General features: G+C 36.3%; 15 protein-coding genes. 10 read left to right on the forward strand and 5 right to left on the reverse strand.

The window, feature by feature from the left end:
- The 8 genes from VIH09_RS02430 to VIH09_RS02465 all read left to right on the forward strand — a co-directional run.
- A partial coding sequence (locus VIH09_RS02430) for a hypothetical protein (protein ID WP_331577516.1) occupies nucleotides 1-1,012 on the forward strand: 1,012 nt, incomplete at its 5' end.
- Nucleotides 1,013-1,065: 53 nt separating this feature from the next.
- Nucleotides 1,066-1,779 (forward strand): hypothetical protein, encoded by a 714-nt coding sequence (locus VIH09_RS02435; RefSeq protein ID WP_331577518.1) that lies wholly within the window; start codon nucleotides 1,066-1,068, stop codon nucleotides 1,777-1,779.
- Between the two features lie 124 nt (nucleotides 1,780-1,903).
- Nucleotides 1,904-3,256: a signal recognition particle protein gene (ffh, locus tag VIH09_RS02440; protein ID WP_331577520.1), complete on the forward strand. Its 1,353-nt coding sequence runs from the start codon at nucleotides 1,904-1,906 to the stop codon at nucleotides 3,254-3,256.
- Between the two features lie 129 nt (nucleotides 3,257-3,385).
- On the forward strand, nucleotides 3,386-4,273 hold the full coding sequence (locus tag VIH09_RS02445) for a bifunctional 5,10-methylenetetrahydrofolate dehydrogenase/5,10-methenyltetrahydrofolate cyclohydrolase (protein WP_331577522.1): 888 nt from the start codon (nucleotides 3,386-3,388) through the stop codon (nucleotides 4,271-4,273).
- A gap of 44 nt (nucleotides 4,274-4,317) precedes the next feature.
- Nucleotides 4,318-4,725, forward strand: a complete 408-nt coding sequence (locus VIH09_RS02450) for a DUF1801 domain-containing protein (protein ID WP_331577524.1) — start codon at nucleotides 4,318-4,320, stop codon at nucleotides 4,723-4,725.
- 105 nt (nucleotides 4,726-4,830) lie between these two features.
- Complete coding sequence (locus VIH09_RS02455; RefSeq protein ID WP_331577526.1) at nucleotides 4,831-5,445, forward strand: hypothetical protein; 615 nt, start codon at nucleotides 4,831-4,833, stop codon at nucleotides 5,443-5,445.
- A gap of 2 nt (nucleotides 5,446-5,447) precedes the next feature.
- Complete coding sequence (locus tag VIH09_RS02460) at nucleotides 5,448-5,741, forward strand: transcriptional regulator (protein ID WP_331577528.1); 294 nt, start codon at nucleotides 5,448-5,450, stop codon at nucleotides 5,739-5,741.
- A 54-nt stretch (nucleotides 5,742-5,795) separates the two neighbouring features.
- The gene (locus VIH09_RS02465) at nucleotides 5,796-7,184 is read left to right on the forward strand and encodes a DUF4153 domain-containing protein (RefSeq protein ID WP_331577530.1); all 1,389 of its coding nucleotides are present in this window, start codon (nucleotides 5,796-5,798) and stop codon (nucleotides 7,182-7,184) included.
- Between the two features lie 47 nt (nucleotides 7,185-7,231).
- On the opposite strand, the gene rluF is transcribed toward VIH09_RS02465, so the two are convergent.
- The 4 genes from rluF to VIH09_RS02485 form a co-directional block, all read right to left on the reverse strand.
- A complete protein-coding gene (gene rluF, locus VIH09_RS02470) occupies nucleotides 7,232-8,044 on the reverse strand; it encodes a 23S rRNA pseudouridine(2604) synthase RluF (protein WP_331577532.1) in 813 nt (270 codons plus the stop codon).
- A 101-nt stretch (nucleotides 8,045-8,145) separates the two neighbouring features.
- Nucleotides 8,146-8,994 carry an alpha/beta fold hydrolase gene (locus tag VIH09_RS02475; RefSeq protein WP_331577534.1) on the reverse strand — a complete coding sequence of 283 codons (849 nt, stop codon included), beginning with the start codon at nucleotides 8,992-8,994 and terminating at the stop codon, nucleotides 8,146-8,148.
- A 129-nt stretch (nucleotides 8,995-9,123) separates the two neighbouring features.
- The gene (locus VIH09_RS02480; protein ID WP_331577536.1) at nucleotides 9,124-9,903 is read right to left on the reverse strand and encodes a hypothetical protein; all 780 of its coding nucleotides are present in this window, start codon (nucleotides 9,901-9,903) and stop codon (nucleotides 9,124-9,126) included.
- A gap of 3 nt (nucleotides 9,904-9,906) precedes the next feature.
- Complete coding sequence (locus VIH09_RS02485; RefSeq protein WP_331577538.1) at nucleotides 9,907-11,001, reverse strand: Nif3-like dinuclear metal center hexameric protein; 1,095 nt, start codon at nucleotides 10,999-11,001, stop codon at nucleotides 9,907-9,909.
- Between the two features lie 111 nt (nucleotides 11,002-11,112).
- Here VIH09_RS02485 and lpxK point away from each other — a divergent pair, with 111 nt between their 5' ends.
- Both lpxK and VIH09_RS02495 read left to right on the forward strand, forming a co-directional pair.
- Nucleotides 11,113-12,138, forward strand: coding sequence for a tetraacyldisaccharide 4'-kinase (gene lpxK, locus VIH09_RS02490; RefSeq protein ID WP_331577540.1), 1,026 nt, complete (start codon nucleotides 11,113-11,115; stop codon nucleotides 12,136-12,138).
- Complete coding sequence (locus VIH09_RS02495) at nucleotides 12,110-12,922, forward strand: purine-nucleoside phosphorylase (protein ID WP_331577542.1); 813 nt, start codon at nucleotides 12,110-12,112, stop codon at nucleotides 12,920-12,922. The genes lpxK and VIH09_RS02495 overlap by 29 nt, the downstream gene beginning before the upstream one ends.
- Here VIH09_RS02495 and VIH09_RS02500 read toward each other — a convergent pair.
- On the reverse strand, nucleotides 12,897-15,086 hold the full coding sequence (locus VIH09_RS02500) for a tetratricopeptide repeat-containing hybrid sensor histidine kinase/response regulator (protein ID WP_331577544.1): 2,190 nt from the start codon (nucleotides 15,084-15,086) through the stop codon (nucleotides 12,897-12,899). The two genes, VIH09_RS02495 and VIH09_RS02500, sit on opposite strands and share 26 nt — an antisense overlap.
- Nucleotide 15,087: the final 1 nt, after the last annotated feature.

Genomic DNA, 15,087 nt, shown 5'->3' on the forward strand with positions numbered 1-15,087 from the left:
ATTAATGAGCTTTACGGCTATATTATTTATTTCTTGTCAAAATGAGGAAACATTAATTATTCAAGATACTACTCAAAACTTATCAGTATTATCTCCTCTTGCGAGTTTGATTTCTAGGGTGTCACAAAACGCTACTTCCCAGGATAATGTTTTGGATAATTCGGGTTGTTTTAATATACAGTTGCCAGTTAATGTTATCGTAAATGGAAAACAAATCACAGTATCTAACCAAAATGATTATCTCACGGTTCAAGCCGCATTAGATGCTTTTTCAAGTGATGATGATTTAGTAAACTTTGTTTATCCAATAACAATTCAGTATCAAAATTGGAATACTCAACTGATTGCAAATTCAGATCAATTAGAAGATATTATCGATAATTGTGATGAAGATGATGGGTTTGATGAAATTGACTGTATAGATATAAATTATCCAATAAAGATTGACATTTATAATGCAAATAGTCAAATTGCAAATACTATTGCTATTCAAAATGATGCCGATTTATATAGTCTCTTAGAGAATATAGAAAGCAATGTGATTGTTTCTATCGACTATCCAGTTTCTATTACCGACTCAAATGGTCAAGAAGTTTTAATTACAAGTAATTCTAATTTTGAAGACACTATTGAAGCCAATATTGAGGATTGTGATATTAATTCAGGCGCTGTAGGAAATCCAAATTTCATTTCGGTTTTGACGGATGGCAAATGGCACGTTTCTTACTTTTTTAACGAGATTGATAAAACTTCAATTTACGATGAATATAATTTCAATTTCAATTCTAATGGGACTGCTGCTGCTGTAAACGGGACAAATACTGTCGGTGGAACTTGGTCAACGTTTGTAAATAGCGAATCTGACATATTTTTATTAAAATTTGATGATAGTAAGTTGGATGAATTAAATGACAATTGGAAAATTATAGAATATAGCACTACCAAAATTAGACTGAAAAATGAGAGTGGCGGTAGTGGAGAAACAACTTATCTTTATTTTACTAAGGACTAATTAAAACTAAACACTACATTATTAATTACTTAACCCCTTAAATACTACATAAAATGAAAAGACTATCAATTTTAGGTTTGCTGGCCATAATGGCAAGCTCTTGTTCGGATAATGCCTCGACAGATGGGAATGTTACACTGAAAGCGTCTGCAGTGTCCGCTACAAACATGACTTCGGCTACAGGGCGTATTGCGTCTAGTGTGGTTATCACGGATTTTAAGATTAACATTGGAAATATCAAATTAGAGACCGATGTGGAGGATGATAGATATGATACTGATTCTTTACATGATGATGTTAAACTTACGGGCCCTTTTTTACTGGATATTCTAGATCCTAACAAAACTTTGTCTCAAATTATAACTACTGTTAATGTTCCAAATGCAAAATATGAGGAAATTAAGTTTAAGTTTGAAAAAAGCATTCAGCCTGGCGAAATGGAAGGCAAAACCTTTTTGATAAAAGGTACTATTGACGGAAAAAACTTTGTTGTATGGAGCGGTAAGGACGCTGAACTTGAAATGGATTTTGCAGATCCAACTAAAGATTTTACAGTTAATAGTAGTGATGTAACACTTAATATTAAAATACAACTTGATGCTCTAATTGCAAAACTAACATCATTAGCCAGTCAGAACCTATTACATGATACCGACGGTGATGGCATTATTGAAATTAGCACTGATAACGATGATGGGCACCATGATTTTGGAGAGCAAATAAAAGATTTATTGGAGCACGAAACCCATTTAGACGACAAGGACTAATTAAAATGGGATTGAATAATAGTGAAAAAGAGGCCGTCTTACAAAGATGGCCTCTTTTTGTTTATAATAGTATTTAAACTTCAAAATCAAATGCTTAAATTTGCACTTCAATAAATAAAAAATCATGTTCGATAATTTAAGCGATAAACTAGACAAAGCCTTTCATATACTTAAAGGGCACGGGAAAATAACTGAGGTAAACGTAGCCGAAACTTTAAAAGAAGTTCGCCGCGCCTTACTTGATGCCGATGTGAATTTCAAAATTGCCAAAGATTTTACCACTAGGGTGAAAGAGAAAGCGCTTGGACAAGACGTTTTAACGACACTTCAACCAGGTCAGTTGTTGGTGAAGTTGGTTAAAGATGAGCTTACCGAATTGATGGGTGGCGATGTAGCGGGAATAAACCTTTCCGGAAATCCAACCGTTATTTTGATGTCGGGTTTACAAGGTTCTGGAAAAACAACATTTTCCGGAAAATTGGCTAATTATCTGCAAACAAAAAAGAACAAGAAGCCGTTATTGGTTGCCTGTGATATCTATCGTCCTGCGGCAATACAACAATTATACGTAGTTGGTGACTCCATAGGTGTCGAGGTATATTCGGAACCGGAAAATAAAAACCCTGTTGAGATTGCCCAAAATGCAATCAAACATGCGAAAGCCAATGGTTTTAATGTCGTAATTGTCGATACGGCGGGTCGTTTGGCCGTTGACAAAGAGATGATGGACGAAATTGCTCGTGTGCATAAAGCAATTCAACCGCAGGAGACCTTGTTTGTTGTGGATGCCATGACAGGTCAAGACGCCGTGAATACCGCGAAAGCATTCAACGACATTTTGAATTTTGACGGGGTAATCCTTACCAAATTAGATGGTGATACCCGAGGTGGAGCTGCACTTTCGATAAAAACAGTTGTCAGCAAGCCAATTAAGTTTGTGGGTACTGGAGAAAAAATGGATGCTATTGATGTGTTCTATCCTGTGCGTATGGCAGAACGTATCCTGGGAATGGGAGATGTTGTGTCTTTGGTAGAAAGAGCCCAAGAGCAATTTGACGAGGATGAAGCCAGAAAAATCCAAAGAAAAATTGCTAAAAACGAGTTTGGTTTTGACGATTTCTTGTCCCAGATTCAGCAAGTGAAGAAAATGGGTAACATGAAAGACTTGGTCGGAATGATACCGGGTGCTTCAAAGGCGATGAAAGACGTGGAGATTGAAGATGACGCTTTCAAGCACATTGAGGCAATCATTCATTCGATGACTCCTATCGAAAGAACAAAACCATCAGTTATAGACGTAAAAAGAAAAAACAGAATCGCAAAAGGTTCCGGAACAAAAATAGAGCAAGTCAATCAACTAATGAAACAGTTTGAGCAAATGAGCAAGATGATGAAAATGATGCAAGGCCCAGGAGGAAAGAACCTTATGAAAATGATGGGCGGAATGAAAGGGATGCCGGGCGGAATGCAAGGATAATTTATTTTAAGGTTTAAAGTTCCATGTTAAGGAATACTTTAAGCCTTATTTTTTTTATAACACAACTACTAAACCTTACAGTTTAAGGAGGCAAAATCTTTAAACTTTAAACTTTAAACATTTTTAAAAATGCAACTACTAGACGGGAAAAAGACAGCAGAAGATATTAAAAGCGAAATCGCTGCCGAAGTGCAAAAGATTAAAAATAATGGGGGGAAAGTTCCTCATTTGGCGGCAGTAATTGTTGGTAACGATGGCGCCAGTTTAACCTACGTGGGAAGCAAGGTGAAGGCTTGTGAACGAGTGGGCTTTGAATCCACTTTAGTGAAGCTGCCGAGTACCACTACTGAAATCGAATTGCTGAATAAGATCAAGGAGTTGAACGAGAATGATGACATCGACGGCTTCATCGTGCAATTGCCTCTTCCGGATCAGATCGACGAACAAAAAGTATTGATGGCAGTTGATCCAAGTAAAGATGTAGACGGATTTCATCCTGAGAACTTCGGAAAAATGGCATTGGATATGAGCACTTTTATTCCTGCAACACCTTTCGGAATCTTAGAATTGTTGGAACGTTACGGAGTGGAAACTAAAGGAAAACACACTGTTGTTATCGGTCGTAGTCATATAGTCGGAAGACCGATGAGTATCTTGATGGGAAGGAAAGGTTTTCCTGGAAATTCAACCGTAACATTGACGCATAGTTACACTAAAAACATTGAGGAAATCACGATTCAGGCAGATATTATAATCACAGCTTTGGGAGTTCCCAATTATCTTAAAGCCGACATGGTGAAGGATGGGGTAGTGGTGATAGATGTTGGGATTACTCGTGTGCCTGATGACTCAAATGCTAAGGGGTATGTTATCACAGGGGACGTTGATTTTGAAAATGTGAGTAAAAAATCCTCTTTTATAACTCCTGTTCCAGGAGGAGTTGGGCCAATGACCATTGCGATGTTATTAAAAAACACGCTATTGGCAAGGGAAATGAGAATTGCAATAAACAACTAGAAATACACAAGCCTATCCGCCCCCGCGGATAGGCTTTTATCATTATGGGAAACACACAAGGCATACAATTTAAGACGGTGGATGAATTTTTGGACGGTCTTCCAGATCATGAGCTTGAAATAGTTCTTTTCCTGCGCAAAATTATTTTGGAATGTATGCCAGAATGTAAAGAGAAATTGGCTTATAATGTTCCTTTTTATTATCGTCATTCTCGAATCTGTTTTCTGTGGCCAGCGACAGTTCCCTGGGGAAAAGTTGCAAAGGGTGTCGCTATTGGTTTTTGCAAAGGCGATTCCTTTTTGGACGAAACCTTTGAAACTACAAAATTTGCTTCTAAATTGACCTTCAGTTCAGTTGACGAAATTGACATCCCATTATTGAAAAGACAAATTTATGAGGCCATTCTCATTGACGAGAAAATCGTTAAGGCTAGGCGGAGGAAAATCCAGTGATTGGATTGTTTTTTTACCAATAATACTTTACCTAAAAAAATATTCTATAAAGTGTATTGATATTAAAAAATAATAAATAACTTTGCGTTACAAAGTACTTTAATCATGGATCAAAAACACCAAGAAGATTTATCGCACATTCGTTCCATGATGGAACGCTCTTCAAGATTTATTTCGTTAAGCGGCCTTTCAGGAGTATTTGCTGGCTTATTCGCGCTAGCGGGGTCAATTTATGCGTATCAGTTGTTTAAAAATAATGGTATTGAATATTTTGATGGCAGGCAAAAGATGTATAGCTATGATTTAATAATCGAATTAGTTTTTATTGCTTTGGCAATTTTGGTCTTAGCATTGGGATCAGGTATATTTTTCACTTTGAAAAAAAGTAAAAAGTTTGATTTGCCGGTTTGGACTAATACTACTAAAAAAATGTTACTGAATTTAGCGATTCCTTTATTTGTTGGAGGAGTATTTTGTATGGCACTTTTATACCATCAGTTATTCGCTCTGATTGCTCCTGTTACTTTATTGTTTTATGGCTTAGCACTTATAAATGCTGGAAAATATACTTTTTCTGATATTAGATATTTGGGTGTAGGTGAAATTATTTTAGGATGTATTTCCCTTTTTTATCTTGGTTTTGGTCTTGTTTTTTGGGCAATAGGATTTGGAATTTTGCACATCCTGTACGGAATAATTGTGTTCAAAAAATACAAATAGAAATGGGAATCATTGACAAATTAAATAAAGATTTCGAAAGCCGGGTCAGATTAGGCATTATGTCTGTTCTGATGGTAAACGACTGGATTGATTTCACCGAAATGAAATCTTTATTGAATATTACTGACGGAAATTTGGCTAGTCACTCTTCTTCATTGGAAAAATCCGGGTACATAGAAGTGAAAAAAGAGTTTGTTGGCAAAAAGCCTAAAACATCATATCGCGTTACCAATGGCGGAAGAACTGCTTTTGTTTCTCACCTAAATAGTCTTGAAAAATTAATCAAATCTAAGTAATTCCTTTTTTTAACCTTGCACTTTGAAATACAAAGTACTTTTAAAATTTTAATGATGAAAAAACTACATTTTATTTTAGCCAGCAGTTTGGTTTTTACGCTGCTTTTTTACAATGAGGATTTGGGACTCAATTGGGCCATTTTCGGGATGATGCAAACCGCCTTAATATGTTATTTCTTCCAAGAGAAATTTACCAGTAGGTTACATTTGATTTTAGTGGTTACATCGGTTTTATCTTGCTTTGCTTTTGCCTGGTATGGTGATTTTCCATCATTTTTGGCTATGGCTTTGTCGATTATCTTTTTACAATTCAAAACCCAGGAACCAAAACTTAAATTGTTACAGGCTCTTCCTTTGGTGTTTATCAACGGAATTGCTTCATTAGGTCGGATATTGATGTTCAGTCAATATCTTCCTAAGCGAAAGATCAATAACGGTCTTACTAAAAAACTGATTGCTTATTTTATTATTCCAGTCCTATTTCTTGGGTTGTTTTTAATTGTATATTCTTTTGCAAGCGATCATTTTTCGTCTTTGTTTACCGGATATTATTTAGATATTGATGCGTGGCAAGCATTTGTACTTACCGCTTTGGGATTTTTTATCTCGTTTACTTTCTGGAATTATTGGATTCCTGAGGTTTGTTATGAAAAGAATGATTTACTGGACAATGATTTTAAGGAAGAGGCCAAAAAGCAAAATCAAAATTCATTTTCGTTTCTGGATATTGATTTTGAAAGAAGAAGTGGCGAGATTACGTTGTTTCTTTTAAATGCTTTGCTTTTGGTTTTCATTGCAACTTATAATTACGAACAGTTTTTTGAAGTGGTCAAAAAATCTAACTTAAGTTCTGATACACACGAAAGAGTAACTGCCGTTATTTTTTCAATCATAATGGCAGTTGGTGTTATTTTATTCTATTTTAAAGGAGGGTTTAATTTTGATGAAAAAGCTAAAAAACTTAAAAAATTAGCTGAGATTTGGATTTTTTTGAACGGAATTTTAATACTATGTGCCATCATCAAAAACTCAGAATATGTTTCGTTTTTTGGATTGACTTATAAAAGGTTAGGTGTTTATGCTTTCTTGATTCTAGCCATAATTGGATTGGTTATTGCTTTTATAAAAATCACCAAGCAAAAAACGAATGCTTTTCTTTTCAATCAAATGATTTGGTATTTTTATGGAACGATTCTTTTATGCAGTTTTGTGAATTGGGGAAATATAATTACTCATTACAATATTACTGTAAACAAAGGAGTAGAGCCTATATTTTTATCTGGACTAAATTTCAATGATGAGATGCGTAGAGACTATTTTTCACAAAATAAATTAGAGAGTCAATACAGTGAAATTTCAAGAGAGAAGGTGATTAGTCGAATGCAATCAAGGTCCTTTTTATCAAAAGCTTTATATTATGAGTTTATAAAGGTTGAGAAATAGTGCAAATGAAAAATCCCATCGGCCGTGGCAGATGGGATTTGTATTTTTTAATAATCGCCTCGTCCTTTAAATCTCGGATCATCTCTTTTGATGAATTCTGTTCTTCTTTTTGGCACTTCCTCTTTTGGGAAACTCGCTTCTTCCGTTTTGCTCGAAGGTTCTATAAGTGCGTTTAGCTCCTTTATTTCGGCATCAGTCAATTCTCGATATCTTCCCATGGGAATATCAAGCGAAATATTGATGATACGGATGCGTTTCAGGGCCGTTACTTCATAACCCAAATATTCACACATTCTACGAATTTGGCGGTTTAAACCTTGCGTTAAAATGATTTTGAAAATGTATTTGCTTATTTGTTCTACTTTACATTTTCGTGTCACGGTATCCAGAATAGGAATCCCATTCCCCATTCTTTCAATGAAGCGGTCCGTAATGGGTTTGTTAACCGTTACGGTATATTCTTTTTCGTGATTATTTCTGGCGCGAAGTATTTTATTGACAATGTCTCCATCGTTGGTCATGAAAATTAATCCTTCACTCGCTTTGTCCAGTCTTCCGATTGGGAAAATACGTTTGGGGTAATTGATATAGTCTACTATATTGTTGCGAACATCCAAGTTGGTGGTGCACTCAATTCCAACGGGCTTATAGAAAGCAAGGTAAACGGATTTCTCGTTTTTTTCACGGATTAGTTTACCGTCAATACGCACTTCGTCGCTTGGCGAAACTTTTGTGCCCAGTTCGGGAATGACACCATTAATGGTCACGCGGCCTTCTTCGATGATTTTGTCAGCTTCTCGACGCGAGCAATATCCAGTTTCTCCTATGAATTTGTTAAGACGTTTCAGATTTTCTTCCATACTGCAAAAGTAATACTAAATTGTTTAATCGTTTGTAGGCTAATTTGTTTATTTGAGCAGCGGAGAAAAAAGAGAAGGATTTGGCTATAAAATGAATTGGTTTATTCCGTTTCGAATAAAAAACGAGCTATTTTTTTATAAAGTTCGTCATCATGCAAACTATGCCCTAATCCAGTTGTTTCAATGAAAATCGAGTTTTTCCAGCTGCCGGCTATCTTTTTTCCTTCTTCAAATAATACAACAGTATCTTCAGTATCATGAGCGATAAAACCTTTTGTTTTTATTTTAGAGGCAAAGAGTTTTCCAGAAAAATGTTCCAATTTAAGATTGAAACTTTTTAAATAATGTTTTGCCAAGCCCGCGGAAACAATCGAGTTTAAACTCAATAAAGTGATGTAATTATTTAGGATTATACTAAAATCACTCGGTGATCCCAGTATCACCATTTTTTCGAGATCACTGTTTTGATAAACAGATTGGTAATACAAACATGTTTTTGCACCCAAAGAGTGTCCTATAAGGTAATTTGGATTGTATTTTTCGAAGAGAACGTGAATGAATTCCGCATATTGGGGAATGTTAAATTCCTTGCCGCTTGATAAACCATGCGCAGGTGCGTCGATAGCAATAATCGTACTTCCTGACTTTTGTAAGTAAGGCAATATGTTTTCCCAGCGCGAAGCATTGCTTTCCCAACCGTGCACCAAAAGAATAACGGTGTCGTTTCCTTTCCAGGTGTAGGATTGAAAATGATGCCCGTTGTGCTGATAGGTTTCGCTTTGGGTTTCTTGAAGTATTTTAGGAAGACTCGTTTTTGTCAATCGGCCATCTCTGGGTTCGCTAAAAAGCGAGTAGGCAAGTTGCGTTGCTTTTTCGGGATATACAAAACTCAAAAAGTTAATGTATAAGCCGACAGATTTGGTGTAAAAGAAATAAATTAGTTTTTTCACATGTTGATATTTAATGATTTTTATCGGTCATGTGTAATTCGCATACTATTATTGGTGTTTGCGAAGAAATTACTGTCATGCTCATTTCGTAAAAAAAAAGTCCCGATGTTTATCGGGACTTAAATATAATTAAAATTTAGAAAATAGCTTTTCCATTTTTTCTTTTTCTTCATCGGCCAGCACACTGTCAACTAAAATTCTTCCTGAATGCTCATCAATGATGATTTTCTTTCTGGAAGCGATTTCCACTTGCGTTTGCGGTGGAATGGTAAAGAATGATCCTGCAGAAGCGCCTCTTTCGATAGAAACAACTGCTAAACCATTACGAACGCTTGTTCTGATTCTAGTGTAAGCAGCCAATAATCTTTCTTCGATTAAGTTTTGGTATTCAGCAGATTTCGCTGTCAAAAACTCTTCTTCTTTAGCGGTTTCGGCCATGATAGCGTCCAACTCTAATTTTTTATGTTTCAAGTGATTAGATTTAGTTTCTAATCTTTCTTTTGATTGAGCGATGGTATCTTTCTTGTGCTCAATAGAAGCTTTCATTTCTTTCATTTGCTTTTCAGCTAATTGAATTTCAAGCTCTTGAAACTCAACCTCTTTTGTTAAAGAGTTGAATTCTCTATTGTTACGAACAGTTTCCTGTTGTTTTGTGTATTTTTTGATAGCTTCTTTGTGCTCCTCAATCCCACTCTTTTTTGTTTTGATAAGGTCCTCGATAACTTCAAGTTCACTTTTCAATTTTTCAGAACGTGTGCTTAAACCCGCAACTTCATCTTCTAAATCTTCTACTTCAAGAGGAAGTTCCCCTCTTACGTTTCTGATTTCGTCAATTCTAGAGTCAATAAGTTGTAAGTCGTAAATTGCTCTTAACTTGTCCTCAACACTTAATTCTTTCGTATTCGCCATATTCTATAAGTACTTAACTGGATTTGTATTTTCTTCAGATAAAATGATTGCAAAATTAAGGATTTTTTTCCGAAGATAATCAACAATATAATTTTTTGTATAGCGTTCGCTTTCAAAATGTCCAATATCGGCCAAAAGAAGTCGATTTTCCGCTTCATAAAACTGATGGTACTTCAAATCGGCGGTTAAAAAAGCGTCTGCTCCAGCCGAAATGGCGTTTTTTATCGCATAACTTCCAGACCCGCCCAAAACGGCCACCTTTTTTATTGGTTTTCCCAAAAAGGAAGAATGTCGGATGCCTTCCGATTTCATTTTGTCTTTTACAAGCAATAAAAAATCTTTTTCATCCATGGGAGTTTCAAATTCCCCTATCATTCCCAAGCCTATATTTTGATGCTTGTTTTGCAGTTCGTAAACTTCATAAGCTACTTCCTCATAGGCATGATTGCTGAAAAGGGCTTTCAGGATTTTAGTTTCCAAATACTTTTCAAAAGTAACTTCAATTTTTATCTCATCGCCTTGCACAAATTCAAAGCGTTCCCCCAGTTGCGGATTGCTGTGCTCGTTACCCATATAAGTGCCAATCCCTTTCGAGCTAAAGCTGCAATCCTCGTAATTACCGATATTCCCTGCGCCAGCATCGAACAGTGCATTTCGAAGTTGATCCGCATTTTCTGCAATGGTATAGGTGACTAGTTTTCGGACGAAATTTTCTTTTGGCATTAAAATTTTACCTTTTTTTAAGCCAAGAGCGTCGCAGAAAATCTTGTTAACACCATCTTGGTGATTGTCTAAAGCAGTATGAACGGCGTAAATTGCAATATCATTTTTAATGGCTTTTATGATGGAACGTTCCACATAATTTTTACCCGTTATTTTTTTTATGCCTGAAAACAGAATGGGGTGAAAACAAACAACTAAATTGCATTTTTTGGTAATAGCCTCCTCCAACACACTCTGCAAGGCGTCATGGCAAACCAAAACTCCTGTAGCTTCCTCATCGGGGTTTCCAACCAATAGGCCGACATTGTCAAAATCTTCGGCATAAGCGAGCGGAGCCATTTCTTCGAGTGCGGAAAGAATTTCTTTTATTTTCATTGTTTTTAGTTTAAAGCGTAAGGTTTAAAGTTTGATGATTGGCCAACTTTAAACTTTAAACAAAAGATACAAAATATTTATTTCAAAGATAATTTATTATACTTTCGTATTATGATTTTACTGCGAAAAATACTCTTCCCCTTTGCCTTATTGTATGGATTAATCACGAGTATTCGGAATTTTCTTTTTGATAATGGAATTTTGAAATCATATACTTTCGATTTACCAATTATAGCCGTTGGGAATCTGAGTGTGGGCGGTACCGGGAAAACGCCACAAATAGAGTATCTGATTAGGTTGCTTTCGGACACTTATAGGGTCGCTACTTTAAGCAGGGGCTACAAGAGAATATCCAAAGGTTTTGTATTGGCCGACACAACAGCAAACGCTGAAATTTTGGGTGACGAACCATTTCAGTTCTATCAGAAATTTGACAACATTCAAGTTGCCGTTGATGCTAACCGCAAAAATGGAATTGAACAATTACTTTCCCAAGAGCTAAAACCGGAAGTCGTTTTGCTGGATGATGCTTTCCAACATAGAAAAGTAAAGGCTGGATTTTATATTATGCTGACGGCTTACGGTGATTTGTATTCGAATGATTTCATGCTTCCGACGGGGAATTTGCGGGAATGCAGAAACGGTGCCAAAAGAGCCAACATAATCATAGTCACAAAATGCCCTTCTGAGCTCACGATTCAGGAGCGAAACGAAATTAGAAAAAGCCTTGATATCAGTGATAATCAGCAGCTCTATTTCACAACAATCGTTTATGACGACAACGTCTATTCGGAGAATCAAATATTGAAAGTCAGCGAAATATGGGGAAGGGATAAAGTGCTATTGGCGGGAATTGCAAAGCCGAAGCCTTTTTTCGATTTTTTGAAAAATAGAAAGGACGAGTGCTTGAGCTACCCGGATCACCATCATTTTACCGAAAAAGACATTTTAGACATTAAAAGCAAATCAATAAATAAAATCATCATCACCACCGAGAAAGATTATGTGAGATTAAAGGGAAGTATTCCAAGTGATCAACTATTTTATTTGCCCATAAAAAGCAAGTTTCTTTCAGGGGAGGATGCATTCAAAAAAAGAATACTAAACTATGTGGGAAGAAGTACAACAAACAGTTAGCTATATTAAAGAGAGAATCTTTTTCACACCTGAATACGGCGTTATTTTGGGTTCGGGTCTGGGAAGTTTTACCGAAGAAATGAAGGTAGAATATGTATTGCCATACAATGAAATTCCAAACTTTCCTGTTTCGACGGTACAGGGACACAAAGGCGCTTTGGTTTTTGGGACAATCGGAGACAAAAAAGTGGTTGCCATGCAAGGGAGGTTTCATTTCTATGAAGGCTATTCGATGAAGGAAGTTACTTTCCCGGTTCGGGTAATGAAATTTTTGGGAATAGATAAATTAATTGTGTCGAATGCGTCTGGAGGCGTAAACCCCAGGTATAGGGTAGGTGATATAGTGATAATCAAAGATCACATCAATTTTGCGCCTGAACATCCTTTGCGAGGGATAAATGACGAGCGTTTTGGGCCTCGGTTTGTCAATATGAGTGAGCCCTATTCCAGAGAGATGATTGCAAAAGCGAAAGAGCTTGCCGGCGATTTAGATATAGAAGTTAAAGACGGGGTTTACCTAGGGTTGCAAGGCCCAACTTTTGAAACCTTGGCAGAATACAGAATGGTCAAAATTCTTGGAGGAGATTGCGTGGGAATGTCAACCGTTCCTGAAGTCATCGTGGCGCGTCACATGGATTTGGAAACCTTTGGGGTCTCCGTAATAACGGATATGGGAGATGAAGACAGCATCGAAACGATATCGCACGATGAAGTCTTGGAAGCTGCTCAAAAAGCAGAGCCCAAGCTGAGGAACTTAATCAGAGAATTGATCTTGAAGTATTAGCTTTTTTGATCGTTCGATCGATAACATCGTAAAATTCTGCGGGTGGAAATGGTTTTGTAATCACGTCGTTCATGCCGTAGGATAATAACATTTCTCTATTTTCATCCAGTGAAATGGCAGTTATGGCGATTACCGGTATAGTAGAATCGAATTCTCTAATTTGTTGCGTAGCAATTGTCCCATTTATTCCGGGCAAGTGCACGTCCATAAGAATTAAATCGTAACTGTTGATTTTGGCAGCCTCAATTGCCTCTTCTCCGTTATCGATTATTTCGCAAAACATGCCTTTGTTCTCGAGCATCTTTTTGGTAATCATTTGATTTATTTTGTTGTCTTCGACAACCAGGATTTTCTTGTCTTTTAATTTCGCATATTTTTTTGTCTTAACTTTAATGGGCAATTGCTGCTCATCTACCTTGAAGTGCAAATCAAATGAAAAAGTGGAGCCTTTGCCGACGATGCTTTCCAGTTTGATCTCTCCCCCCAATAGTTCAATTAATTTCTTGACAATTGTTAATCCCAAACCTGTCCCGCCGTATTTGCGATTTATTTCTACGGAACCTTGAGAGAAGCTTTCAAAGACGGTTGCCATTTTGTCTTCTGGAATGCCAATTCCAGTATCCGTTATCGCAAAGGATATGGCTGCATTCCCATCTTGCAGCGAGATGAGTTTGGCAGTGGTGTTGACATCCCCGTTATTGGTAAATTTTAATGAGTTATTAATAAGGTTTATGAAAATTTGAGCCAGTTTGGTTGGATCCCCCAGCAAAAACCCCGGTATTTTGGGATCAATTTCCAGTAAAAACACGTTGTTGTTCTTCAGGGCCAGTTCTTTTAGCGAATTTTGTATGTCTTCCAGCAGCTCTTTCAGATTGAAATTGATGTTTTCCAACTCAGTCTTATTGGATTCTATTTTGTTGATTTCCAGTATTTCATTAATAAATGTGGTCAAGTAATTTCCTGAAAATTTTAACGAGGACAAATAATGTAATTGCGATTTTTTAGGATTTTCTTCCAATAACAAATGAGTGATTCCGTTTATCGCATTAAGTGGAGTGCGAAGCTCATGGCTAACGGTAGATAGAAATTCAGATCTTGCCTTGGATGCTTTCTCCGCTTTTTCTTTGGCTATAATTAATTCGTTATTTTTGTCCTTCAATAACAAATTAGACTTGTTTCTAATGATGTTATTCTTATATAGTGACAAACTCAATAACGATAAAATAGAAATTAAAGCGATGGCCAGGATATTAATGAGTTTAGAGAATTTATTTGTTTTTGCCTTCTCGCTATTTTGTTTGTTTAGCTGTTCTATTTTTTGTAATCGTTGGATTTCCTTGAACGATTCATAATCGTCAATTCCAAGTTTTTCACTATTTAAAATGGAAATCCTTTCTTTGAGATTCAGGTGTTGCTTTAAATAAGAATAAGCTACACTCTTGTCCAGCATCTTTTCGTATACTGAACTTAATGCAAATAGGATATTCGATTTTTGTTCCAGATTTTCATTTTTGGAATTTAAATCTAAAGCCTTGTTGAAATAGTTTAATGCTAAATTATTGCGTTTTTTTATTTCTTCAATCAGGCCAATTTGGTATAATGCCTCCGCTTTTGTATCCAAGATTTCTGGGCTGGTGGGTTTCGAGATTATGCTGTTGAAGATTTCCGAGGCCAAGTCATAATGGCGTTTCGATTTGTAAATGATGCCTTTTTGGAGATTAACCAGCTCGTTAAAACCTGCGATCTGTACATTTTCATTAATGTTCAGCGCTTTCTCAAAATAGGTTTCAGCGTCCTTGTAATTGTTTGTGCGAATATGGCATAACCCTAAATAATAATAGGCATCGGCATAATAGGCTGTGTTTTTTAGGTTTTCAGGTAGGGTGATGCTTTCGGAAAAGGCTTCTTTTGCGTCATCGTACTTTTTTACGGCAAAATAGATTTTACCCAAGTTGTAAGTTTGAATTCCTTGGTTGTTAATCTCATTGTTGGCGATGCAATAATTGATCGCTTTCTGGGTATAAAGGAGTGCGTTTTTGTATTTGTTTTCTTTTATGTTGGAATTGGAAAGGGAGGTAAAATATGCAATGCTGTCCGTATTCTCTTTTTTTTGAGAATACAGTAATGAATTAAAAAAAATGACAAGAACCAAGAGTTGTTTCATA

Source organism: Flavobacterium sp. (assembly GCF_036515215.1).
In the GTDB taxonomy this organism is placed as follows: Bacteria; Bacteroidota; Bacteroidia; order Flavobacteriales; family Flavobacteriaceae; genus Flavobacterium.